General features: G+C 63.3%; 24 protein-coding genes. 14 read left to right on the forward strand and 10 right to left on the reverse strand.

Annotation, left to right across the window (positions count from 1 at the left end; all coding sequences use genetic code 11):
- Positions 1 to 110 precede the first annotated feature (110 nt).
- Positions 111 to 1,562 carry an aldehyde dehydrogenase gene (locus ACWGXF_RS00330; protein WP_039049905.1) on the forward strand — a complete coding sequence of 484 codons (1,452 nt, stop codon included), beginning with the start codon at positions 111 to 113 and terminating at the stop codon, positions 1,560 to 1,562.
- Between the two features lie 278 nt (positions 1,563 to 1,840).
- Here the strand turns inward: ACWGXF_RS00330 and ACWGXF_RS00335 are convergent, their stop codons facing one another.
- Positions 1,841 to 2,617 carry a DUF2076 domain-containing protein gene (locus ACWGXF_RS00335; protein ID WP_087865946.1) on the reverse strand — a complete coding sequence of 259 codons (777 nt, stop codon included), beginning with the start codon at positions 2,615 to 2,617 and terminating at the stop codon, positions 1,841 to 1,843.
- A gap of 235 nt (positions 2,618 to 2,852) precedes the next feature.
- On the opposite strand from ACWGXF_RS00335, the gene ACWGXF_RS00340 reads away from it, so the two are divergent.
- Positions 2,853 to 3,374, forward strand: a complete 522-nt coding sequence (locus ACWGXF_RS00340) for an FKBP-type peptidyl-prolyl cis-trans isomerase (RefSeq protein WP_003064531.1) — start codon at positions 2,853 to 2,855, stop codon at positions 3,372 to 3,374.
- A 181-nt stretch (positions 3,375 to 3,555) separates the two neighbouring features.
- Here the strand turns inward: ACWGXF_RS00340 and ACWGXF_RS00345 are convergent, their stop codons facing one another.
- Together ACWGXF_RS00345 and ACWGXF_RS00350 are read right to left on the reverse strand one after the other, a co-directional pair.
- Positions 3,556 to 4,161 (reverse strand): glycine zipper 2TM domain-containing protein, encoded by a 606-nt coding sequence (locus ACWGXF_RS00345; RefSeq protein ID WP_003064528.1) that lies wholly within the window; start codon positions 4,159 to 4,161, stop codon positions 3,556 to 3,558.
- 277 nt (positions 4,162 to 4,438) lie between these two features.
- Positions 4,439 to 4,819 (reverse strand): PepSY domain-containing protein, encoded by a 381-nt coding sequence (locus ACWGXF_RS00350; protein WP_012837367.1) that lies wholly within the window; start codon positions 4,817 to 4,819, stop codon positions 4,439 to 4,441.
- A gap of 280 nt (positions 4,820 to 5,099) precedes the next feature.
- Here ACWGXF_RS00350 and ACWGXF_RS00355 point away from each other — a divergent pair, with 280 nt between their 5' ends.
- Genes ACWGXF_RS00355 through ACWGXF_RS00365 form a run of 3 tightly spaced genes read left to right on the forward strand, consistent with a single transcriptional unit; the run spans position 5,100 to position 7,601 of the window.
- The gene (locus tag ACWGXF_RS00355; protein WP_012837366.1) at positions 5,100 to 5,408 is read left to right on the forward strand and encodes a PepSY domain-containing protein; all 309 of its coding nucleotides are present in this window, start codon (positions 5,100 to 5,102) and stop codon (positions 5,406 to 5,408) included.
- A 28-nt stretch (positions 5,409 to 5,436) separates the two neighbouring features.
- Complete coding sequence (locus tag ACWGXF_RS00360) at positions 5,437 to 6,108, forward strand: response regulator transcription factor (protein WP_046461267.1); 672 nt, start codon at positions 5,437 to 5,439, stop codon at positions 6,106 to 6,108.
- Between the two features lie 5 nt (positions 6,109 to 6,113).
- Positions 6,114 to 7,601 carry a sensor histidine kinase gene (locus ACWGXF_RS00365; protein ID WP_256629922.1) on the forward strand — a complete coding sequence of 496 codons (1,488 nt, stop codon included), beginning with the start codon at positions 6,114 to 6,116 and terminating at the stop codon, positions 7,599 to 7,601.
- A 6-nt stretch (positions 7,602 to 7,607) separates the two neighbouring features.
- Here ACWGXF_RS00365 and ACWGXF_RS00370 read toward each other — a convergent pair whose 3' ends face one another.
- The 4 genes from ACWGXF_RS00370 to coaBC all read right to left on the reverse strand — a co-directional run bounded on the left by ACWGXF_RS00370 (position 7,608) and on the right by coaBC (position 10,813).
- Positions 7,608 to 8,417 carry a hypothetical protein gene (locus ACWGXF_RS00370; RefSeq protein WP_452101624.1) on the reverse strand — a complete coding sequence of 270 codons (810 nt, stop codon included), beginning with the start codon at positions 8,415 to 8,417 and terminating at the stop codon, positions 7,608 to 7,610.
- A gap of 30 nt (positions 8,418 to 8,447) precedes the next feature.
- Entirely contained in the window at positions 8,448 to 8,897 is a 450-nt protein-coding gene (gene dut, locus ACWGXF_RS00375; protein WP_003064513.1) for a dUTP diphosphatase, read from the reverse strand.
- A gap of 147 nt (positions 8,898 to 9,044) precedes the next feature.
- Positions 9,045 to 9,563 carry a hypothetical protein gene (locus ACWGXF_RS00380; protein ID WP_039049908.1) on the reverse strand — a complete coding sequence of 173 codons (519 nt, stop codon included), beginning with the start codon at positions 9,561 to 9,563 and terminating at the stop codon, positions 9,045 to 9,047.
- Positions 9,564 to 9,586: 23 nt separating this feature from the next.
- Positions 9,587 to 10,813 (reverse strand): bifunctional phosphopantothenoylcysteine decarboxylase/phosphopantothenate--cysteine ligase CoaBC, encoded by a 1,227-nt coding sequence (coaBC, locus tag ACWGXF_RS00385; RefSeq protein ID WP_256629921.1) that lies wholly within the window; start codon positions 10,811 to 10,813, stop codon positions 9,587 to 9,589.
- Positions 10,814 to 10,926: 113 nt separating this feature from the next.
- On the opposite strand from coaBC, the gene ACWGXF_RS00390 reads away from it, so the two are divergent.
- From ACWGXF_RS00390 to ACWGXF_RS00410, 5 genes are all read left to right on the forward strand, one after another.
- A complete protein-coding gene (locus ACWGXF_RS00390) occupies positions 10,927 to 12,588 on the forward strand; it encodes a CTP synthase (RefSeq protein ID WP_034359936.1) in 1,662 nt (553 codons plus the stop codon).
- Between the two features lie 150 nt (positions 12,589 to 12,738).
- Positions 12,739 to 13,596 (forward strand): 3-deoxy-8-phosphooctulonate synthase, encoded by an 858-nt coding sequence (gene kdsA, locus ACWGXF_RS00395; protein WP_003057718.1) that lies wholly within the window; start codon positions 12,739 to 12,741, stop codon positions 13,594 to 13,596.
- A 435-nt stretch (positions 13,597 to 14,031) separates the two neighbouring features.
- Positions 14,032 to 15,318 carry a phosphopyruvate hydratase gene (gene eno / locus ACWGXF_RS00400; RefSeq protein ID WP_012837357.1) on the forward strand — a complete coding sequence of 429 codons (1,287 nt, stop codon included), beginning with the start codon at positions 14,032 to 14,034 and terminating at the stop codon, positions 15,316 to 15,318.
- 76 nt (positions 15,319 to 15,394) lie between these two features.
- On the forward strand, positions 15,395 to 15,673 hold the full coding sequence (locus ACWGXF_RS00405) for a septum formation initiator family protein (protein ID WP_003064503.1): 279 nt from the start codon (positions 15,395 to 15,397) through the stop codon (positions 15,671 to 15,673).
- On the forward strand, positions 15,642 to 16,184 hold the full coding sequence (locus ACWGXF_RS00410; protein WP_256629920.1) for a hypothetical protein: 543 nt from the start codon (positions 15,642 to 15,644) through the stop codon (positions 16,182 to 16,184). Before ACWGXF_RS00405 ends, ACWGXF_RS00410 begins: the two co-directional genes overlap by 32 nt.
- 123 nt (positions 16,185 to 16,307) lie before the next feature.
- Here the strand turns inward: ACWGXF_RS00410 and hslO are convergent, their stop codons facing one another.
- Complete coding sequence (gene hslO, locus ACWGXF_RS00415) at positions 16,308 to 17,315, reverse strand: Hsp33 family molecular chaperone HslO (RefSeq protein ID WP_452101625.1); 1,008 nt, start codon at positions 17,313 to 17,315, stop codon at positions 16,308 to 16,310.
- A gap of 30 nt (positions 17,316 to 17,345) precedes the next feature.
- On the reverse strand, positions 17,346 to 17,870 hold the full coding sequence (locus tag ACWGXF_RS00420; protein ID WP_003064497.1) for a gamma carbonic anhydrase family protein: 525 nt from the start codon (positions 17,868 to 17,870) through the stop codon (positions 17,346 to 17,348).
- 50 nt (positions 17,871 to 17,920) lie between these two features.
- On the opposite strand from ACWGXF_RS00420, the gene ACWGXF_RS00425 reads away from it, so the two are divergent.
- The 3 genes from ACWGXF_RS00425 to ACWGXF_RS00435 all read left to right on the forward strand — a co-directional run bounded on the left by ACWGXF_RS00425 (position 17,921) and on the right by ACWGXF_RS00435 (position 21,470).
- Entirely contained in the window at positions 17,921 to 18,727 is an 807-nt protein-coding gene (locus tag ACWGXF_RS00425; RefSeq protein WP_039049910.1) for a ferritin-like domain-containing protein, read from the forward strand.
- A gap of 161 nt (positions 18,728 to 18,888) precedes the next feature.
- A complete protein-coding gene (locus ACWGXF_RS00430) occupies positions 18,889 to 20,148 on the forward strand; it encodes an EAL and HDOD domain-containing protein (RefSeq protein ID WP_003064492.1) in 1,260 nt (419 codons plus the stop codon).
- Positions 20,149 to 20,183: 35 nt separating this feature from the next.
- Entirely contained in the window at positions 20,184 to 21,470 is a 1,287-nt protein-coding gene (locus ACWGXF_RS00435; RefSeq protein ID WP_003064490.1) for an EAL and HDOD domain-containing protein, read from the forward strand.
- Positions 21,471 to 21,572: 102 nt separating this feature from the next.
- On the opposite strand, the gene ACWGXF_RS00440 is transcribed toward ACWGXF_RS00435, so the two are convergent.
- Entirely contained in the window at positions 21,573 to 22,577 is a 1,005-nt protein-coding gene (locus ACWGXF_RS00440; RefSeq protein WP_039049971.1) for a Bug family tripartite tricarboxylate transporter substrate binding protein, read from the reverse strand.
- 224 nt (positions 22,578 to 22,801) lie between these two features.
- On the opposite strand from ACWGXF_RS00440, the gene ACWGXF_RS00445 reads away from it, so the two are divergent.
- Positions 22,802 to 23,452: a twin-arginine translocation pathway signal gene (locus ACWGXF_RS00445; RefSeq protein ID WP_003064486.1), complete on the forward strand. Its 651-nt coding sequence runs from the start codon at positions 22,802 to 22,804 to the stop codon at positions 23,450 to 23,452.
- Positions 23,453 to 23,455 lie beyond the last annotated feature (3 nt).

Here is a 23,455-nt window from a genome sequence, read left to right on the forward strand (position 1 = left end):
GGGCCGCCTAGGCCCTTGCTCGACACCTCTGCGCTGGGCCGCGTCTAATTTCAACGGTATGAACAACAGGCAGCTTTGATGACTGCTTTCACGTCAAAAGGAGATGAAAAATGATCGAACAAAAAATGCTGATAGCCGGCCAGGAATGCACAGCCGGCAATGGCGCGACCTTTGAACGCAGAAACCCGCTGGATGGCAGCGTGGCCACACGCGCGCCGGCAGCCACGACCGAGGACGCGATTCGCGCCTGCGATGCAGCGGCAGCAGCCTTCCCCGCCTGGTCGCAACTGGGGCCGAACGCCCGCCGCGCCATGCTGATGAAGGCCTCGCAGGCGCTGGAAGCCAAGGGCGAAGCGATTGCCGCGGCCATGGCTGCCGAGACCGGCGCATCGGGCATCTGGGCCGGCTTCAACGTGCATCTGGCCGCCAGCATGCTGCTGGAAGCGGCTTCGCTGACCACGCAGATCAATGGCGAGATCATCCCCTCCGACGTGCCCGGCAGCCTGGCCATGGCCGTGCGCCAGCCCGCCGGCGTGGTGCTGGGCATCGCGCCCTGGAATGCCCCCGTGATTCTGGCCGTGCGCAGCATCTCCACGGCCCTGGCCTGCGGCAATACCGTGATTCTCAAGGGCTCGGAACTCTGCCCCGCCACCCACGGCCTGATCATCGAAGCGCTGCAGGACGCAGGCCTGCCCGCCGGCGTGGTGAACTTTGTGACCAATGCGCCCGCCGATGCGGGCAGCGTGGTCGAGGCCATCGTGGCCCATCCGGCCGTGCGCCGCGTGAGCTTTACCGGCTCCACGCGCGTGGGCCGCATCATCGGCCAGACCTGCGCCAGGCATCTCAAGCCCGCACTGCTGGAGCTCGGCGGCAAAGCCCCGTTTCTGGTGCTGGACGATGCCGATATCGATGCGGCCGTGAACGCCGCCACCTTTGGCGCGTTTGCCAACTCGGGCCAGATCTGCATGTCCACCGAGCGCTTTGTGGTGGATAACAAGGTGGCCGACGAGTTCATCGCCAAGTTTGCCGCCAAGGCCCGCAGCCTGCCGCTGGGTGACCCGCGCAAGGGGCCCGTGGTGCTGGGCTCGGTGGTCGATCTGGCCACGGTGGAGCGCTGCAATGCCATGATCGACGACGCGCTGGCCAAGGGCGCAAAAATCGTCTGCGGCGGCAAGGCCGAGAGCACCCTGATGCCCGCCACACTGATCGACCATGTGACGCCGGCGATGCGCATCTTCCACGAGGAGAGCTTCGGCCCGGTCAAGGGCATCGTGCGCGTGAACGGCGAGGAAGAAGCCATCGCCACGGCCAATGACAACGAGTTCGGTCTGTCCTCGGCAGTCTTCACCCGGGACACGGCCCGCGGCTGGCGTGTGGCGGCGCGCATCGAGGCCGGCATCTGCCATATCAACGGCCCCACGGTGCATGACGAAGCCCAGATGCCGTTTGGCGGCGTCAAGGCCTCGGGCTATGGCCATTTCGGCGGCCAGCAGGGCATCAATGCCTTTACCGAAACCCGCTGGGTGACCATGCAGACCGCAGAACGCCACTATCCGTTCTAAAGACCCCCTGAGCGGCTTTGCCTGGGCGGCCCCGCCGCTTCCCCCTCTCTGCTTCGCGGGGGGGGACGACAGCTTTGCTGCGCGGCGGCGCTTGCTTGCTGTCCCACACTTAGGTCGCGCCCTAGTTAAAGCTCGCGCCCATCGCTACTGAAATTAAAAAAAAGCCACCTGATTTGAAAACGCCAGGTGGCTTTCTTTTTTCCTTCTCACTATCTAATCCATAGCTGCTAGCGTTTGATGGAAAAGGGCTTGAGCCTCAAAAATCTCAAAGCATGTAATCAGGCAAAGTCATCGTCAAAGAAGCCGCCGCCATCGTCCCAACTGCCGCTGTCAAAGCTGGCTGAGTTGTCTATGCTGCCAAGGCCCGCATCGTTGGCCAGGCTCGAGGTATTGCCGCTGTCGCCATGTAGGCCCTGGTTGCTGCTGTCCTGCGCCAGCGACTTGCTTTCGCCGCCACTCTGGCTGCCCGAGCCGGCGTGATGGCCGCCCATCAGATTCTCCAGCCCGTTGAACAGAAACATGCCGCCAGCCACGCCGGCTGCGGCCGCTGCGGCATTGCCCAGGAAGCTGCTGCCGGCAGAGGTTGCAGGCTGGCCGTAGGCCTGCGGCGCTGCAGCACGGGGCGCCGAGCCGCCGCCAAAGAAACGGTCGCGCCAGCTGGAAGGTTGAGGCGCCACTTGCGGCTGGTTCTGCGGCTGGTACTGGGGTTGATAGGGAGGCTGGGCATTGGCAGCGTAGCCACCATCCTCGGCATGGCGCTCGGGAGCGCGGCCGAAGTGCGTGCCCAGGCCGCCCGAGAGAAAGCTGCCTGCGCCCTGGCTCTGGCTTTGCTGGGCCAGCTTCACCTGCTGCTGCAACTCGCCGATCTGCTGCTGGGCCTGCTGAATGGCTTGCTCCAGCATCAAGGTGCGCTGGGCCAGCCAGTAGACCGCATCGGGCGCGTTGCTCAATCCACGGCGCAGCTCGGCATCGGCCTGCGCGTCCTTGGGCTGACCCTGGGTCAGCGTCAGCCTGGCGCACAGGTCTTGCAGCAGTTGTTGTTCCTGAGAGGTCATGGTGCCTTCCTTAAAGCCCGCAAATTACTTGCAGCAGAGATGGGGTCAGTATGCAGGCCTGCAAGAGCGCCAATGTGAAGGCTGTGCAAGTGCTTTTTGCAGGGTGTAACAAAAGGCCTGTGCTGCAGTTGCGGGCAGCGCATGGGACAATGCCTGCCATTGCGCCACGGCCGTGGCGGCGTTTCAATTTCGGCTGCGGGACTGGCCCGCGGCCCACCAACTGCATACACACACCATGGAAGTTACCCAACAATGCGTGGTCGCCCTGACCTGGACACTGAAAGACACCCTGGGCGAGGAGCTGGATGTGCTGGACGAGCCCGTGGAGTTCCTTGTCGGCGGCGATGACCTGTTCAAGCGCATCGAAGAGGCTCTGCAAGGCCACGGCGTAGGCACCACACTGGACCTGCACCTGGAGCCCGAAGAGGCATTCGGCGACTATGACGAGAGCCTGATCTTCCTGGAAAAGCGCGAGCTGTTCCCCGAGGAGATCGAGGAAGGCATGAGTTTCGAGAGCACGGCCATGCCCAAGGGCACCAACCCCGTGCCTCCCGATCTGCTCTACACGGTCACTGAAATCTATCCCGAGCATGTGGTGCTGGACGGCAACCACCCGCTGGCCGGAATCGCCATCCGCCTGCACCTCAAGATCGAAGCCGTGCGTGAGGCCACCGAGGAAGAAATCGGTCGCGGCACGGCCGGTACGGGCTTTTTCCGTATCGAGCCCATGGCTCCGGGCAACGAAACACTTCACTGAGCCCCTGAGGCGCTTTGCGCCTTCCCCCTCAGGGGGACGACAGCTTTGCTGCGGGGCAGCCTAGGCTCTTGCTTGCTATCTCTGGCTTGAGAACACGCCAGTTTTTAAGGCTGTACTGCTCTTGACTGGTGAAGTAAAAAGGGACTCCTCGGAGTCCCTTTTGTTATGTGCGCCTGTCTGCTCAGCGGCGGAAGATCTGGTTGCCTTCCACGCGCACGTATTCACCGATGCTCAGCTGGGGAGGCTGCTGGTAGTCCAGAGCGCGCACGCTGCCGTCCTGCAGTTGCACGGTGACGCGGTAAATATCGCGCACGCTGCCGCCGCCCATGTTGTTTTGCACGGCGTTGCCGGCGAAAGCGCCTGCAGCCACACCGGCGATGGTCGCCAGTGTACGGCCCGAGCCCTTGCCCACCTGGTTGCCCAGCACACCGCCGATCACGCCACCGGCAATCGCGCCGCCCGCGCCAATGCCGCTGCCGTCCTGTACGCGCACGGTCTCGATATTCATCACACGGCCCTGCTGGGCGTATTGCTGAGGCTGCTGCGAATAGCAGTTGGGGTTGTTGTAGCCGCAGTTATTGGCGGGATAGGTCTGGACCTGGTTGTTGCCCACGGGGTAGGCCTGTGTGCTGCCAGGGTAGCCAGTACCCGAATAAGCACCCTGGGAGTAACCTCCCTGGTAGCCGCCGCTCTGGTAGCCACCCTGGGGATAGGCCGCGCAGGCCGACAGAGCCGCAACGATTGCGCTCACCATGGCCAAGCGGCCCCAGCGTTGATTGATTTGCATGGAAATCTCCTGATTGGCGCATGCACATTCCATGCGCCGCAGTCCCTGTTATGAGTTGCTCTGCAAACCTTGCACGGTCTGCCTTTCCATTGCAACGCGGCACAGGCTCGCCAGGACGACAGCTTTCACATTTGCTCACAATACTTCGAGTAAAGCGCAGCCGTTTACAACTCTTCAAACCATAGCGCCTTGCCCAATACCTGGCTTCTTTGCTCTGCAAACCGTCATGGAGTCCACAACGGCAGGGCGCTGACAGCTATCGAATCCGGAGCCAATCCTAGCCCTTGGTGCGTACGCGCAGCACTTCGCCGCTACGGCCGTCGACATAGAGCTTCACAAAGCGTCCATCGCTGGCCGTGGCCTTGACCTTGTAGAGGCCGTCGTCCCATTCCACTTCCTGGAATTCGCGATAGCCGGCCTTCTCCAGCCGGTCGCAAACATCGCGGATGGACAGGGCCGGCCCGAGCGCCATGCCGCGCACGGCGGCCACCGAGGCCGAGGCACGATCCGCCAGGGAGTTTTCTGCGGCCAGGCAAGTGCCGGCCGACAGCAGGGCCGCGCCTGCGAGCAAGACCGTGCCGCTGCGACGCCGCAGGGAGCGGAATACGGACAGGGGGCCTGAGGACATGGAAAAAGCCGGGCCGGGAAGATGGGACATGAAAACTCCTGCAGTCGCTGGGTCGAAGAAAGGGACAAAACACGGCCCGCCAGTGCACATGCACTGCGCAGCGGGTTGGTGCCGATTGTTCGCAAGTCAGGCTGAACCGTTTCTGAAGCCGCCATTCAGCTTCCGTTCATCGATGCAGGCCTATAACCTTGGCTGCAGACCGCTACCAGCCCTCATCACCTCCAACTCCAGCCCTCTCGCCATGTCTTTTCTCAACGCCTCGAATGACCCGCAATCTGCGTACCGCCCACGTCGGCGCGCCCTTCATGCCGTGCTGGCCATGCTGCTGGCAACGGCAGGCTTTGCCGCACTGAGCCTGTGGCCCGCCACCTCGGATGCCGGCGACAACGATCACGAACTCGCCCGTCAGGCCTTGCGCCAGGGTCAGGTGCTGCCGCTGCGCACGGTTCTGGATCAGGTCGAGCAGCAATACCAGGGCCAGGTCATCAAGGTGGAGTTCGACCGCGAGGACGGCCGCTTTGTCTACGAGATCCGGCTGCTGCAAAACGACGGCAAGGTGGTCAAGCTGGAGATCGATGCCAGCAACGGCAAGCTGATCAGCATGAAGCGCAAGAAGTAAACCCCGGCACTCAGGAAGGCTGCAGAGCATGCGAATTTTGCTGATTGAAGACGAACCCACGCTGCGCGAGCAGCTGCATCAGGCCCTGCTGCAGGCCGGCCACACCGTGGAGACGGCCGCCGATGGCGAGACGGCGCAATACCTGGGCGAGGTCGAGAGCTTTGACGCTGCGGTGCTGGACCTGGGCCTGCCCGTGCGCGACGGGCTCAGCGTGCTGCGCGCCTGGCGTGCGCAGGGCCGCTCCATGCCGGTGCTGATCCTCACCGCCAGAGCCGCCTGGCATGAAAAAGTCGCAGGCATGGATGCCGGAGCCGACGACTATCTGGCCAAACCCTTCCACATGGAAGAGCTGCTGGCGCGTCTGCGCGCCCTGCTGCGGCGTCTGAGCCCGCATGCCAGCGCACTGTGGCAATGCGGCTCCATCACCCTGGATTCGCGCCAGGCGCGCGTCACCGTCGAAGGTCAGGCGCTGACGCTGACCAGCCATGAATTCAAGGTGCTGGCCCTGCTGATGCAGCGCATGGGCGCCGTGGTCTCACGCACCGAGCTGTCCGAGCATATCTATCCGCAGGACAGCGACCGCGACTCCAACACCATCGAGGTATTTGTCGGGCGCCTGAGAAAAAAGCTGCCCGCCGGCTCGATCGAAACCGTGCGCGGCCTGGGCTATCGCCTGGCCGCGCCATCCAACCAAGAATAAAGCCTATGTCCGAGCACACTCTGACCTCCCCCATGCCCCAACAGCCGCCACCGCTGAGCGCGGGCTCCTGGAAGAACTCGCTGCGCCTGCGACTGCTGGCGGGTGCCCTGATCTGGGTGCTGGCAGCACTGCTGCTCACGGGCTGGGGCCTGCGCACGCTGTTTGCCGAGCACCTGACCCAGCAGTTGCGCAGCCAGCTGGTGGCCAAGCTCGACCGGCTCAGCGGCGCCGTCAACTACCAGCCGGATCAGGCCGTCCCGGTCACGGTCTCGCCCTTCTCCGGCGACCCCTTGCTGCAGCAGCCGCTGTCGGGCATGTACTGGCAGGTAGACCAGCTCGATGCGGCCGGCAAGCAGACGGTTCAGGCCGGCATCCAGCGTTCCCGTTCGCTCTGGGACCAGACCCTGGACTGGCCTTTCTTCAAGGCCGACAAGGTCTGGGAGCCCACCCTGCCCCTGCACGCTCCCGCCAGCTATGGCCATATGTCGGACGGCAATGGCAACACCCTGGTGATCGTGACGCGTACCGTACAGCTGCCCGAGGCCGATGCCCCGCCGCTGCGCCTGATGATTGCCGCCGACGCGGCCATGCTGGCCACGCCGCTGCAGCGCTTTACCAAGATGCTGGTGGCCGCGCTGTGCATGCTGGCTGCGGGGCTGATCGCCGCCGTGGTCGTGCAGCTGCAACTGGCACTGGCTCCGCTGGCCGCCCTGCGCCGTCAGCTGGCCGCCGTGAGCCAGGGCGAAGCTTCTGAAATCAGGGGCGAGCACCCGGCCGAAATCATGCCCCTGGTTCAGGAGTTCAACCATGTGCTGCGCATGAATGCCGAGATGGTGGAGCGAGCCCGCACCCAGGCTGGCAATCTGGCTCACGCAGTCAACACTCCGCTGAGCATCATGGGCAACGCGGCCGCGCAGCAGGACAGCCCGCTCGCGACCCTGGTGCGCGAGCAGGTCGCCAGTGCCAGCCGCCAGGTCGAATATCACCTGGCCCGCGCCCGCGCCGCCGCAGCAGCGGCGCAGCAGGGCCATGGCCTGCGCACCGCGCTGGCCGGACCGCTGCACTCCCTGGTCCACACCATGGACAAGCTGCATGCGGCGCGCTGCATACGCTTCGAGCTGCAGGGGGATGCCACCCAATGGGACTTCAAGGGCGACTCCCAGGACCTGATGGAGATGCTGGGCAATCTGCTGGACAACGCCGGCAAATGGGCCAGGTCGAAGGTCGTGCTGAAGGTGCAGCCTATAGCCGATGACGGCCAGCAACTGACGCTGTGCATAGACGACGACGGCCCGGGCATTGCCCCCGAGTTGCGCGAGCGCATCTTTGCGCGCGGCGAGCGGCTGGACGAACAGCGTCCCGGCGCCGGCCTGGGCCTGGACATCGTGCGTGATCTGGTTCAGACCTATGGCGGCAGCATCCAGGCTCTGCCGTCGCCGCTGGGCGGGCTGCGCATGCAGCTGCAACTGCCCGGCGCCAGGCACCAGGACTGAGGGCGATCAAAGACTGCGCAGCACCTGCGCCAGGGTATCGGCCTGGGGAAACAGCCAGTCGGCGAGCAGCCCCAGCACCACGGCCGCGACCAGGGCGCCCAGCACGGGCTTCCAGCTGATGCGCAAGGCCGCCAGCAGCCAGCCTTCGCGCTCCACCACATACAGGGTTCGGGTCATCAGCAGCGCAAACGCCACCTCTACCGCCACGGTCAGGAACAGATCGGCACCGAACACCAGCCACACCAGCGAGCCCATGCCCGTGACCGCGATCAGCAGGACCGCAAAAACCAGCAGCACCGGCACGAGCACCACGGCGCCTTCATCGAGTCCGTCCAGCCCCGACACATCGACATCGGGCAGCTCCAGGCCCGATGACGCAGGCGCGATATCAGGCACGACTGCGCCATCGTCCCAGTGGCCGCCGGCACCGCCGCCGCCGTAGGAGCCTCCCTGCCCGCTTTCAAAGCCCGCAGCGTCGGCACTGCCCGACTTGCCGCCCAAGCCGGGACCATCGGAGGGCAGCTCGCCCCCGTCCCAGTCGCGGCGCAGCATGCAGCCCGCCCACAGACGCACCAGCAGCAGATAAAGCAGATAGCCGCAGGCCAGCGCCAGCCCATAGCGCAGCCCCATGCTGTGCACACCGGCATGCAGCAGGCACAGGCTGATCAGGGACATGGCAGCCAGACTCAGGCCGCCGGTCAGAGCGGCATGCAGACGCAGCCAGTGGCGTTTTTGCAGCCGTCGCCGCATGTGCTGGTCGCGCCCCAGCTGCACCTTGGTCCAGGAGGCAGAGCGGCTGCGGGTCTGGCGGCTCATGTTGCGCGAGATGCGGGCGAGTCCAGAGACTCAGTGCTTGCCGGTAGAGCCGTAGCCGCCTTCGCCGCGCTCGCTGGCGTCGGCAAAGTCATCCACCAGATTGAACTGTGCCTGCACCACGGGCACGATGACCAGCTGGGCCAGACGGTCCATGGGCTGCAGCGTGAAGGCGGTCTGCGAACGGTTCCAGGCACTGACCATGAGCTGGCCCTGGTAGTCGGAGTCGATCAGGCCGACCAGGTTGCCCAGCACGATGCCGTGCTTGTGGCCCATGCCCGAGCGCGGCAGGATGAGCGCCGCGTAATGGGGATCCTTGAGGTGCATGGCCATGCCGGTGGGAATCAGCTGCCACTGGCCGGGCTCCAGGGTCACGGGCGCGTCGATGCAGGCGCGCAGGTCCAGTCCGGCGCTGCCGGGGGTGGCGTAGGCGGGCAGGTTGTCGCGCAGGCGCGCATCGAGAATCTTTACATCAACATTCATAAGGATCTGGCTAGTCTTGTCTGTCTTGAACAAGGCCCGTGAACCGGGCCTTGCATCCATTGCGGCAGCTGCATGGCAGCGGCCAGCAGTTTTCCTGAAGGGCGCCATTGTGCCCGCTGCCGGGCAGGCGTCGGCACTTGACGCCTGTCAGCGGCCTTGCAGGCGCTTGAGCACGCCGCCCACCAGCGACATCAGGCCCATGAGTGCGAGCAGCACGCCAAAGCCCTGGATGAACTGGGAGAGGATCACCCCGCCCACGATCAGCGCCAGCGAGCCCGGAGACACCCAGGGCTTGCGACCGTTCTGAGCCTTCTGCCCCTCGATCTCGCGCTCCATGGCCCTGAAGCGCTGCTGCGCCTCCTGCTTGGTCACGGCCGTATTGGGGCGCCGTGCAGCAGCCGTGCGCTGGGCCGGTTGAGCAGCCGCCGTGGTTCGCGCTCCCGGCACCTGCTGGGCCTGCTCGGCCATGTCGCGCGCCTTCTGCAAGGTGTTGCGCAGCTGGGACATGGGCGAGGCGGCCTGGGAGCCGGGCGTGACGACCGCGGTCTGAATCGCTCCGTCGATGCTGCGCAGCGTGCGGCGGTACTCGGGACTGGCTCGCATCAGCTGATCCACATAAGCCACATAGTCGCCATTGCGCGGGCCTTCATAGCTGGAGGGATTCATGTTCGGGCTCCTGGGATCACGGGTCAGGGACGCTTGGCGCTCAGGCGCTGCGCAATTTCATCGACCAGCTGGCGCGCCAGCACGTCCTTGCTGGCATGGGGCAGCTCCTTGAAGCCTTGATCGTCGATCAGCAGCAGTGCATTGTCGTCCTTGCCAAAGGTGGCGGGACCGATATTGCCGACCAGCAGCGGCACGCTCTTGCGCAGCCGCTTGGCGCTGGCGTGCTTGAGCAGATCATGGCTTTCGGCCGCAAAGCCCACGCAATACAGCTTGCCGGACCGAGCCTGGTCGGACTGGGCCACACCGGCGAGAATGTCGGGGTTCTCGACAAAGTCCATGGCCGGCACATCGCCCGAGCCATCCTTCTTGATCTTCTGATCGGAAAACTCGGCCGGACGCCAGTCGGCAACGGCGGCCGTGGCAATGAAGATCGAGGCCCCCGCCACCAGGGACTGCACGGCAGTCTGCATCTGGCGCGCCGACTGCACGTCAACGCGGGTCACTCCGCGCGGCGTTGGCAGATGCACGGGGCCTGCCACCAGCGTGACCTGGGCGCCGGCCTCGTGCGCCGCACGGGCAATCGCGAAGCCCATCTTGCCGCTCGAAAGGTTGGTGATGCCGCGTACCGGATCGATCGCCTCGAAGGTCGGGCCGGCCGTCACCAGCAGATGCTGGCCCTGCAGGCTCTTGGCCGTGAAGTGCGCCGCCAGCTCCTCCATGATTTCCTCGGGCTCGAGCATGCGGCCGTCGCCGGTCTCGCCGCAGGCCTGGCTGCCGTTGCCCACGCCCAGCACCTGGGCACCGTCGGCCTGCACCTGGGCCAGATTGCGCTGGGTCGCGGGGTGGGCCCACATCTCGCGGTTCATGGCCGGGGCCAGCAGCAGGGGGACGCTCTCCATGGGGCGGGCCAGGCACATCAGGCTGAGCAGCTCGTCCGAGCGGCCCTGCACCAGGCGCGCGATGAAGTCCGCGCTGCAGGGTGCGATGAGGATGGCATCGGCCTCACGGCTCAGATTGATGTGGGGCATGTTGTTGGGTTCGCGCACATCCCACTGGGAGGTGTAGACTGCGCGCCCAGAAAGCGCCTGCATGGTGACGGCCGTCATGAACTGCTCGGCCGCCTCCGTCATGACCACTTGCACCGTGGCACCGGCCTGGACCAGCAAGCGGCACAGCATGGCCGATTTGTAACAAGCCACGCCTCCGGAGAGACCCAGCACCAGATGTTTGCCTGCGAACACGTCATTCATGCTGCGCAATTTATCAGACCTGAGCGGCTTTGCTGCCGCACAAGCATCCCTGTACGCCACGCCGAAATTCGTGGCGAACCTATAATCCTGTTTTACCACCACCAAAAAAAGACATGACCAAGTTCGTCTTCGTCACCGGCGGTGTGGTGTCTTCCCTAGGTAAGGGAATCGCCTCAGCCTCCCTTGCTGCGATTTTGGAATCGCGCGGTCTCAAAGTCACCCTCATCAAGCTCGATCCCTATATCAACGTGGACCCGGGCACCATGTCGCCCTTCCAGCACGGCGAAGTGTTCGTGACCGATGACGGAGCCGAGACCGATCTGGACCTGGGCCACTATGAGCGTTTCATCGAAACGCGCATGCGTCAGAGCAACAACTTCACCACGGGCCGCATCTATCAGTCCGTGCTGGAAAAGGAACGCCGTGGCGACTATCTGGGCAAGACCGTGCAGGTCATCCCCCATGTCACCAACGAGATCCAGGAATACATCAAGCGCGGCGCGGGCCTGGGCACCGACCACGAAGTGGATGTGGCCATCTGCGAAGTCGGCGGCACCGTGGGCGACATCGAGTCCCTGCCCTTCCTGGAAGCTGCGCGTCAGCTGGCGCTCAAGCTCGGCCCCAACAACTCCGCCTTTGTGCACCTGACCTACCTGCCGTTCATCGAGACGGCCGGCGAGCTCAAGACCAAGCCCACCCAGCACACCGTGCAGAAGCTGCGCGAAATCGGCATCCAGCCCGATGCGCTGCTGTGCCGCGCCAAGCACCAGGTACCCGAAGAGGAAAAGAGCAAGATCTCCCTCTTCACCAATGTGCCCGAGTGGGGTGTGATCTCCATGTGGGACGTGGACACCATCTACAAGGTGCCGCGCATGCTGCACGAGCAGGGTCTGGACGGCCTGATCTGCGACAAGCTGCGCCTGAACACGCCTCCCACCAATCTCAAGCGCTGGGACGATCTGGTCTATGAGACCGAGCATCCCCAGGGCGAAGTCAAGATTGCCATGGTGGGCAAGTACGTGGAGCTGTCCGACGCCTACAAGTCGGTCAATGAAGCGCTCAAGCATGCCGGCATGCGCAACCATGTGCGCGTGAAGATCACGCATGTGGACTCGGAAACCATCCACGACGCGGATGCCACCAAGCTGCTCAAGGATTACGACGGCATTCTGGTGCCCGGCGGCTTCGGCTCGCGCGGTGTGGAAGGCAAGATCTCCACGGCCAAGTTTGCCCGTGAGAACAAGGTGCCCTACCTGGGCATCTGCCTGGGCATGCAGGTCGCCACCATCGAGTACGCCCGTCATGTGGCCGGCCTCGCAGGCGCCAACTCCACCGAGTTCGACCCCGCCACCCCCAACCCCGTGATCGCCCTGATCACCGAGTGGAAGGATGCGGACGGCACGATCAAGACCCGTGACGAGAACTCCGACCTGGGCGGCACCATGCGCCTGGGCGCACAGTCTTCCGACGTGCAAAAGGGAACGCTGGCGCACAGCATCTACGGCGACGTGGTGACCGAGCGTCACCGCCACCGCTATGAAGCCAACACCCAGTATCTGGACCAGCTGCGCGAAGCCGGCCTGGTGATCTCGGCCCTGACCCAGCGCGAACAGCTGACCGAAATCGTCGAGCTGCCCGCCAAGGTTCACCCCTGGTACATCGGTGTGCAATTCCACCCCGAGTTCAAGTCCACCCCCTGGGATGGTCACCCGCTGTTCAACGCCTTCATCAAGGCGGCCATGGACAACAAGGCCCAGCCGGGCAAGAAGGCCTGATTCCCTTCCTTCGGAATCAATCCTCAAATAGGAGCTGCCAGCGCTTGAAATGCAATGACCTCAGCATCAAATGATGTTGAAACCATTCAATGTAGAGCGCTGGCCGCTTCAGTTTTTGAAGCATGCGCGGCGTGCAAAAAGGAACCCACCATGAAACTCTGCGGCTTTGATATTGGTCTGGACAAGCGCTTCTTTCTGATCGCCGGCCCTTGCGTGGTCGAATCCGAACAGCTGCAGATGGACGTGGCCGGGCAACTCAAGGAAATCACTTCCTCGCTGGGCATTCACTTCATCTTCAAGAGCAGCTTCGACAAGGCCAACCGTTCCTCGGGCACCAGCTTTCGCGGCCCCGGCATGGAAAAAGGTCTGGAGATCCTTGCCAAGGTGAAGAAGGAGCTGAACGTGCCCATCCTCACCGATGTGCACACCGAGGCCGAAGTGCCTTATGTGGCGTCTGTCGTCGACATGCTGCAGACCCCCGCCTTCCTGTGCCGCCAGACGGACTTCATCCGCGCCGTGGCCCAGTCGGGCAAGCCCGTGAACATCAAGAAGGGCCAGTTCCTGGCCCCGCATGACATGAAGAATGTCATCGACAAGGCCCGTGCTGCGGCGGTGGAAGCGGGCCTGCCCGCGGACAGCTTCACGGCCTGCGAACGCGGCGCCAGCTTTGGCTACAACAATCTGGTCAGCGACATGCGCTCGCTGGCCATCATGCGCGAGACCGGCGCCCCTGTCGTGTTCGACGCCACCCACAGCGTGCAGCTGCCCGGCGGCAACGGCACATCCAGCGGCGGCATGCGCGAGATGGTGCCCGTGCTCTCGCGTGCGGCCGTGGCCGTGGGCGTGGCAGGCCTGTTCATGGAAACCCATCCCGATCCCTGCAACGCCCTGTCGGACGGCCCCAATGCCGTGCCGCTCAAGCACATGAAGGCACTGCTGGAGACACTGGTGGCGCTGGACGATGTGACCAAGCGCAACGGCTTCCTGGAAGACCATTTCCAGGCCTGAGCATGCATACACAGCGCATCAGCAGCGACATGACGGCCTTGCTGCAGGCCTGCATGTTCATACGCCCCGGCCGCCCCAAGGCGGGCAGCGGCGTCTGAGCAGATGATGCCCCCCGGCATGACCGACACGATGAAGCGTGGCGTCATGCCTTTTTTGTATCCGCTTTTGTGTCCGAATGCTTGCACAGAAACGTCTTGCGCAAGAAATTCGACTGCTGCAACACGTCAAGGCAAAAGCGGCCCACCAAATTTGTGCACAATAGCCGCCGCAGCCTCTTCCATACTCGTCGCGTGCATGGCGCGCGCGCAGCATGTGGAGAAGAGTCGGCTTCACAATTTTGATAGCAGCTTGCGCTTCATGCACAAGCGCTTGGGCGTGATTTCATGAAAGAAGTCAGCCTGCACGTACCGATTTCAGAAACCCAAAGGAAATGCAATGAGTGCCATTGTTGACATCGTAGGCCGCGAAGTGCTGGACAGCCGCGGCAACCCCACCGTTGAGTGCGACGTGCTGCTGGAATCCGGCGTGATGGGCCGTGCCGCCGTGCCCTCGGGCGCATCCACCGGCTCGCGCGAAGCCATTGAACTGCGTGATGGCGACAAGAGCCGCTACCTGGGCAAGGGTGTCCTGAAGGCTGTTGAGCACATCAACACCGAAATCTCCGAAGCCGTGCTGGGCCTGGACGCTTCCGAGCAGGCTTTCCTGGACAAGACCCTGATCGACCTGGACGGCACCGACAACAAGAGCCGCCTGGGCGCCAACGCCATGCTGGCCGTCTCCATGGCCGTGGCCCGCGCCGCTGCCGAAGAAGCCGGCCTGCCCCTGTACCGCTACTTCGGCGGCATGGGCGGCGTGCAGCTGCCCGTGCCCATGATGAACGTGATCAACGGCGGCGCCCACGCGAACAACTCGCTGGACCTGCAAGAGTTCATGATCATCCCCGTGGGTGCCCCCACCTTCCGTGAAGCCGTGCGCTGGGGCGCCGAAGTCTTCCACGCTCTGAAGGCCATCATCCACCACAAGGGCATGTCCACCGCCGTGGGCGACGAAGGCGGTTTCGCACCTTCCGTGGAAAACCACGAAGCCGCGATCCAGCTGATCATCGAAGCCATCGAAAAGGCCGGCTACAAGCCCGGCGAGCAGATCGCCCTGGGCCTGGACTGCGCAGCTTCCGAGTTCTACAAGGACGGCATGTATGTGCTGGCCGGCGAAGGCAATATGACACTGACTTCGACGCAGTGGACCGACATGCTGGCCGGCTGGTGCGACAAGTACCCCATCATCTCCATCGAAGACGGCATGCACGAAGGCGACTGGGATGGCTGGAAGATCCTGACCGAGCGCCTGGGCTCCAAGGTTCAGCTGGTGGGTGACGACCTGTTCGTGACCAACACCAAGATCCTCAAGGAAGGCATCGAAAAGCGCATCGCCAACTCGATCCTGATCAAGATCAACCAGATCGGCACCCTGACCGAGACCTTCGCCGCCATCGAAATGGCCAAGCGCGCCGGCTACACCGCCGTGATCTCGCACCGTTCGGGCGAAACCGAAGACAGCACCATTGCCGACATCGCCGTGGGCCTGAATGCTGGTCAAATCAAGACTGGCTCCATGAGCCGCTCCGACCGTATCGCCAAGTACAACCAGCTGCTGCGCATCGAGGAAGACCTGGGCGATGTGGCCGAGTACCCCGGTCGTGCTGCCTTCTACAACCTGCGCTAAAGTGCGCAGCTGAAGTAAGTGCCCGGCAACCGCTTTGCGGCTGTGACGCTTACCCTTGATTCCACCAGGTTTTTTTATGGTCAACCGCGTCGTCTGCGTCACTTTGCTGGTCTTGCTGACCGCCATTCATGCCCAGCTCTGGCTGGGCAATGGCAGCATGGCCTATGTGCACGAGCTGCAGCAGCAAATCAAGGATCAATACGCGGCCAACGCCCTAGAAAAATCGGAAAACGACAGGCTGCAATCCGAGGTCAATGACCTCAAGGACGGCCTGTCCACCGTGGAAGAAAAGGCCCGTTACGAGCTGGGCATGGTCAAACCCAATGAAATCTATATTCAGGTTTCCAAGCGCTGACCCGGCACCCGCTCTGCATCAAAGCCAGCCCCGCGCTGGCTTTGCTGTTCCTGCGCCCACGCTGGTGCTGCTGGGTGCGCCTCATGCACTGGCGCGCGGCATGGCGCATGGCTTGCTGCAGGCCCGTCTGGATGCGGGCCATGCCACGCCCTGGCAATGCCTGGCCCCCGCGAGCGGCGATGAATGGCCGGCCGATGCCCTGGTCTATGTGCTGGGCCAGGACTGGCGCGATGCCGACCCGGACCCCGCCATCGCGCAGCAGATCAGCCGATGGCGCGCACTGCTGCACGCACGCGCACAGAGCTATGTGATGCTCTACGGCAAGCCGTCTGCCCAATGGCAACAGCTGGCCGCATCTCTCAAGTTCACGGCCCCAACCGCGGACTGGGACTGGATCTCAAGCCAGAACCCCTGGAATTCCAGTCAGAAAATACGCCGCAAAGCCTGCGAGCAATGCGGCGATCCCGAGTGCGAGCTGGCACTGTTCGAGGCCTTGAAAAGCGCCCCCTGAGGCGCCTCGTGCCTTCTCCCCTGTCTTTTCCGAGCTGGAAGACACCCGCGCTGCCCCGGCCTGGGCTCTTGCAGGGTGTCTCCACCGCCATCAGAGCTCCATAGCCGCGAGCAGACTGTTCAGTTACTGCACCGAGCTGGAGCTGGGCGGCTGCTTTTGCACTTCGGTGAACAGACGCGCCGCATCGATGGCGTCGAACTGGTATTGCTGGCCGCAGAAGTCGCAGCCCACCTCGATCTTGCCACGCTCGGCCACGATGGAATCCACCTCTTTCTCGCCCAGCGAGGTCAGCATGGCGGCCACACGGTCACGGCTGCAGGTGCAGGCGAAACGCGGGGCCTGCTCGTCGGCCTGCGGAGCGAAGCGCAGCAGCTTCTCTTCCCAGAACAGGCGCCGCAAAATGGTCTCCACATCCAGCGTCAACAGCTCTTGCTGCGTCAGGCTGGAGGCCAGCGTGGCAATGCGGTTGTACTCCTCGTTCAGGCCCTGGGCGTCATGCTCGGCCTCCCCGCTTTCGGTGGCCGCGGCCAGATTCGCCTCGCCCTTCACAGGCATGCGCTGCAGCATCAGACCGGCCGCGATCTGGTCATTGGCAGCCAGCACCATCACGGTGTCGAGTTGCTCGGACTGCATCATGTAGAACTGCAGCGCATCCGACAGACGCTCGAAGCGACCGCCAGCGCCATCATTGAGCGGCACCACGCCCTGATAGGGGTTCTGACCGGGCTGGCGGTCCTTGGGGTCCAGCGTGACGGCACAGCGGCCCGCGCCATGGGCATTGACCAATTCTGCCAGCGGGGCCAACTGGCCGCGCAGGGGCAGACTGGCCTCTCCCACCAACGATGCCGTGGCACGCAGGCTCAGGTCCGACTGCACTTCGGCCACAGCCAGTTTGACGGGGCCGTCGCCCATGACCTGGAATACCAGCGCGCCATTGAACTTGATATTGGACTGCATGAGCACGCCAGCCGCCGTCATCTCGCCGAGCAAGGTGCTGACGGCCTCGGGATAGGCGCCGGTATCCTTGTTGCCGGCACGGCGCTGCAGGATTTCCTGCCAGGAGTCAGTCAGGCGAACAATGGCACCACGCACGGGCAGGCCGTCAAAAATGAATTTATGCAGTTCAGACACGCTAATCGATTCCGGTAAAGAGCTGGGCCCTCAGCCCAGCTTGCGCAAGCCGCGCTTGAAGCGGCGAGCATTTTCAACATAGTTCCTGGCGCTCTGGCGCAGACCTTCGATCTGCTCGGGCGATAGCTCGCGCACGACCTTGGCGGGGCTGCCGAGGATCATGGAGCCGTCGGGAAATTCCTTGCCCTCGGTCACCAGCGAGCCTGCGCCCACCAGGCAGTTCCTGCCTATCCTGGCGCCATTGAGCACCACTGCACCGATGCCGATGAGCGAGCCATCGCCAATCGTGCAGCCATGCAGCATTACTTGGTGGCCAACCGTCACATTGCAACCCACCGTAAGCGGTTTGCCGAAATCGGCATGCAGCACGCTGGCATCCTGGATGTTGGAGCCCGCACCGATGCTGATGTTTTCGGTATCCCCGCGGATGACCGTTCCAAACCAGACGCTGGCGTCCTTGTCCAGCTTGACGCGGCCCATGACCTCGGCGCTGTCGGCCACCCAGGCGCTTTCGTCGATCTGCGGCGCAACGCCGTCGAGTTCGTAAATTGCCATCTGCTTGTCTCCCTGTGGGTTGCTTCTTTATAGAACCTAGAATTGTAGGGATGGAGTTACGTCATCGCGCGCTAGAGGTCTTGTGTCTTGCAGACCCAGAGAAAAAAGCTGCTGCAGCCATTGATCTGCATACACAAAAAGCTCTCTATTCGATAGCAGAAACAGCACCGACACTGCGCATCCCCGAATCTGAGCTTCCCGGTCGCCCGGCCCGGCCCGAGCTCAAGCACCACACCGCCGTGGCGCGCCGCTCGCCGGCCACCCTCGAAGGCCGGGCCGTGCTCATCCATGCCATTGCACATATAGAGTTCAATGCCATCAACCTCGCACTGGACGCCATCTGGCGCTTTGACGGCATGCCCGGGCAGTACTACCACGACTGGCTTCAGGTGGCTGCAGAGGAAGCCAAGCATTTCCGCCTGCTACGCGATCATCTGCGCCAGCATCATGGTCAGGACTATGGCGACCATCCGGCCCACCAGGGCCTGTGGACCATGTGCGAGAAAACGGCAGGCGACATCGTGGCCCGCATGGCCCTGGTACCCAGAACGCTGGAGGCGCGCGGCCTGGACGCCACGCCGCAGATCCAGAACAAGCTGCGCAACACCCACGCGACCGATGCGCTGGCGGCCTGCGACATTCTGGACATTATCCTGCGCGAGGAAGTGGGTCATGTGGCCATAGGCAACCACTGGTATCGCTGGCTGTGCGAGAAAAACGGCCTGGACCCCGAGTCGTTGTACCTGGAGCTGACACAGCGCCATGAAGCGCCGCGCCTGCGCCCGCCCTTCAATGAGAAGGCACGCCGCGCCGCAGGCTTCACCGCGACCGAGATCGCCTGGCTGCAACAGATTTAGGTATTTTTTCTTGACTCGAATCAAGAACCACCGGCAAGCAAGGCCCGCGAGCCGAAGTTGTTGGCACAAACGGCCTGAACGCACGAAGCTGACACTATGATCGGCTCGTTCTTACAATAACCGGCCCAGCCAACCATTTCCCACACAGACGTCATGCAGCAATGAGTGAACAAACCATAGAGGACCAGGCATTCGCCTCGCCGCGCAACCTGTCCAAAGGCATGATTGCACGCCAGCCCATCGTCAACGGGTTGCAGCAAATCATTGGTTACGAGCTGTTCAACCGCTCGCGCTCGCCTTATGGTCACACCATGGCCTCAGACGCGACGCTGATCTTTGCTGCCCTCACGCATGCTGGAGAGGAAGATCTGGTCGGCACCAAGCTCATGTTCGTGAACTGCACTCACGAAGGCCTGACCGGCGAGCACCTGGAGCTGCTGCCGGCCGACAAGGTGGTGCTGGAGATCCCCCCTCTGGGCCATGCCGCCGTGCATGAGGTGGCAGCCCGCCTGCCCACCTTGCTGGCACTCAAGGACCAGGGCTTTCATCTGGCCTTCAACCACACGGTACTGGAGTCCGTGTATTCGGCCTGGCTGCCGCTGGCCGACTACATCAAGCTAGACCTCTCCACGCTGGCACCGGACCAGCTTACGGTGCTGGTCAAGTTCGCCAACCGCCACACCCGCGCCGAGTTGATCGCCGAAAAAGTCGAAAGTGCCCACCAGCATGAGCTGGGGCAGCGCCTGGGCATAGAGCTTTTCCAGGGTTTCTGGTTTGCCCGTCCCACGGTGATGCAGACCCGCCTTCTGACCCCGACGCAGCAAAGCATCATCCAGTTGCTGACGCTGGTACGCGAGCAGGCCAGCACCGATGCGATCGAGGAAGTTCTCAAAAAGGACGCCGCCCTGGCCTTCAACCTGCTGCGCCTCATCAACTCGGCCAGCTTTGGCGCCCATCGCAAGATCACCTCTTTCAAGCAGGCCGTGATGCTGCTCGGCCTGAACAAGCTGTTTCGCTGGGCTGCCATGCTGCTGACTGCCGCCCGTGAAGGCGGCCCCCCACCGGCCGTAGGCCAGACCGCCGTGATTCGCGGCCGTCTGATGGAGCTGCTGGCCAAGCACTCGCTGACGGACACCGACGCAGATCTGGCCTTTATCTGCGGCATGTTCTCCATGCTGGACCGCATGCTGGGCATGCCTTTGCCTGCAGCGCTGGCGCTGATTCCGGTGTCCGAGTCGGTCTCCGCCGCGCTGCTGCATCATGAAGGCATTCTGGGCGAGCTGCTGATGCTCACCAAGGCCTGCGAGAGTCATGACCAGGAACAATTCGACCGCAGTGCCTGCAGCCTGGAGCTGGAGCACGGGGACATCAATCACGCTCACCTGCAGGCTTTGAGATGGACGGAGTGTCTGTCCGACTGACAGCGCTTCTGCCCCACACCCAAGCGATAACCGACATGGATACCTCTGACACCAACTCCTCTTCACCGACCGCCAGCCCCGTTGCAGACAGGGACGAGGCCAATATGGCCAGCATTGCGCGTCAGGCAATCGTCGATGAAAAACGGGATGTGTATGGCTACGAGCTGTTTGACCGCTCGGTTGCACATAACGCACACACAGCGGCATCCGATGCGGCGCTGCTGTTCAATGCACTGTCCTACGCCGGTGCCGAGGCCCTGGTGGGCAAAAAGACGGTTTTCATCAACTGCACCCATGACAGCCTGAGCGGCGGCCACCTGGAGCTGATTCACCCCGACCGTGTGGTACTGGAAGTGCCGGCCCTGCCTGCCGATGCCACGCAGGAAAACATCGAAGCCTGCCTGCCCACATTTGCGGCCCTGCGCCAGCGTGGCTTTCGCCTGGCTTTCGACCAGAACCTGCTGCGCCGCAACTATGCGTCATGGCTGCCCATGGCCTCCTTCGTCAAGCTGGACATGCAGAGCTTCGGAATCGAGCATGCCGAAAAGCTGGTGAAGTTTGCCCAGACCTACACACGCGCCCAGATCGTGGCCGAGAAGGTCGAAACAGCCGAGCAGTTCGAGCATATGCGGAGCCTTGGCGTGAAGCTGTTCCAGGGCTACTGGTTCGCCCAGCCCCAGCTCGTGCAGGCGCGTACCATCCGCCCCACGCAGACCACCATCATCCAGCTCATCAACCTGGTGCGCCAGCAGGCCAGCACCGAGGAGATCGAAGAGCTGCTCAAGAAGGACCCCACGCTGTCCTTCAACCTGCTGCGCTTCATCAACAGCTCGGGCTTCGGCCTGTCCTGCGAGATCACCTCCTTCCGCCATGCGGTGATGATTCTGGGCCTCAAGAAGCTGTTCCGCTGGGCGGCCCTGCTGCTGACCACCTCACGCGCCGGCGGCACACCGCCGGCTGTGGGCCAGACGGCCGTGGTGCGCGGCCGCCTGATGGAGCTGCTGACCGCCGAGCTGCTGCCGCCCGAGGAATGCGACCACGCCTTCGTCGTGGGCGTTTTCTCGCTGCTCGATGTGATGCTGAGCCAGCCCATGGCCAAGGCCCTTGAATCCGTGGCCCTGCCCCAGTCCGTGGTTGACGCACTGGTACATAACCAAGGCGTTTTTGCGCCCTTCCTGGATCTGACGCGCGCCTGTGAGTCGGGCGACGAAGCGGCTTTTGCCCGCGCCGCCAATGCGCTGCAGCTGTCCAACCACCAGGTCAACTGGGCCCATCTGCAGGCGCTGAGCTGGGCCGACAACCTGGCCAGTGAAGTGATCTGAGCCAATCCGCTTCGCGACCAGTCAGTGCGCTTGCTGCGCACAACGAAACAGGGCTTGCGGCCGATGTGACCGCAAGCCCTTTTTCATTCAAGAAAGTCCCGATCAGTTGGTCTGGATACCTGCAGCCTTGATGATCTGGGCGTTGGACCTGGACTCTGCCTCGATCTGCTTGGCAAAGTCCGCTGCCTTGCCTCCGGTAGGCACATTGTCCGTGGCTTCCAGGCGCTGACGGATCTCGGGCAGCGCCAGCGCCTTGTTCACCTCGGCATTCAGGCGAGCCAGCACGGGGGCAGGCACACCGGCGGGAGCGAAGATGCCGAAGACCGATGTGGTGTTGGCGTTCTTGTAACCCAGCTCGGCCAGCGTGGGCACCTGGGGCAGCGAGTCCAGACGCGCCGGAGCACCCACGGCCAGGGCCTTGAACTTGCCGGCCTTGATGTGCTGCATCACGGCCGGGCCGGCATTCGTGGACAACACCTCGAACTGTGCACTCAGGCCGTCATTGAGCTGCTGGCCGCCGCCCTTGTAAGGCACATGGGTGATCTGCACCTTGCCCTGGTCGGCAATCTGCTCGAGCATGATGTGGCCCAGCGAGGCCAGACCGGCCGTGGCCCAGCGCACATCGCCGGGGTGGGCCTTGGCCTGGGTCATCAGCTCGGGAAAGCTCTTGGCTGCCAGACGGGTCGTTCCCAGCAGCAGCACGGGCGAGTACATCACGCTGACCACGGGAACAATATCCTTGTGCGGATCGAACAGCGGCTTGCCCAGATGGGGGCTCAGTGTCAGCGGGCTGATGGACGAAAAGCCCAGCGTATAGCCATCGGGGTTGGACTTGGCGACCTGATCCAGGCCAATCGCGCCACCCGCACCGGCCTTGTTGTCGATCACCACCGACTGACCCAGCGACTGCGACAGCTTTTCACCCAGTGCACGGGCCACCACATCGCTGACACCACCGGCAGGGTAGGACACCACCAGACGAATGGGACGGCTGGGCCAGCCAGCCGCGTCGGCTTTGTCGGCCGCCTGGACATTCAGGGACAAGGTGGCAGGCAGCACGGCTGCCAGGGCACAGGTCAGCATGCTGCGACGCAGAAAGTTAGTCATCACTCGAAATCCAAAAATCAAGACCTGCATTTTTGACCAAAGTGAATTCCCCGGTTGATTTGGACGACGATTCGTCAATTCATTGGACAGAAAACATCAAAATAAAACTTCAAACATTCAAATAGACCAACACTCCAACCGGCCAACATCTTCATCGACGTGTCGCAATGACGCCCGCAAGGCTTGCCGCTAGACTGCAGCAATCTCCACAAAGAAAGCGCCCCATGGCAGAAAAACAACCTCTATCACGTCGCTCCATCTTGCTGCGAAGCGGTGCTGCGGGCGCTGCACTGGGCGCCATGGCTCTGCCCGCCGCGGCCACACGCAAGGCCTCCCGCACCTGTGTGCTCGATGGCCTGCAACCCGCAGTGCTCACCATCAGCGGCCCCGGTGTGCAGGCCAATCGCGGCAAGCCGCAGGCCGTGGCGGACCGCATGCTGATCATCCATGGCTATCTGTTCGATGCAGCCTGGTCCTGCGGCATGGATGCGCTCAACAGCCTGGAGCAGCAGACGCTCAGGACCACGCTTGAATACGACGAAGCCGAACACAACCTGCAAGGCCCGCTGCTGGAGCAGGTGCTGCAAGCCGCCGGCGTGGATGTAGGCCAGGCCATGGCGCGCGGCCTGCAACTGACTTTGCAGGGCATAGACGGCTATCGCAGCCAGATGCCGCTGGCCCAGGCCGTGCGCTGGCGCATGCTGATCGCCACCCAGCTGGACGGCGTGCCGTTGGCCATGGGCGGCGTGGGCCCGCTCTGGGCCATTTTTGCAGCCCATCAGATTCCGGAGCTCGGCCAGTTGCCCGTCAAGCAGCGCTTTCCTGCCGCCGTCTGGGGGCTCTACCACCTGCAGCTTGGCAGCGCGACAGCCTAGGCA

This window comes from Comamonas sp. HJ-2 (genome assembly GCF_053615495.1).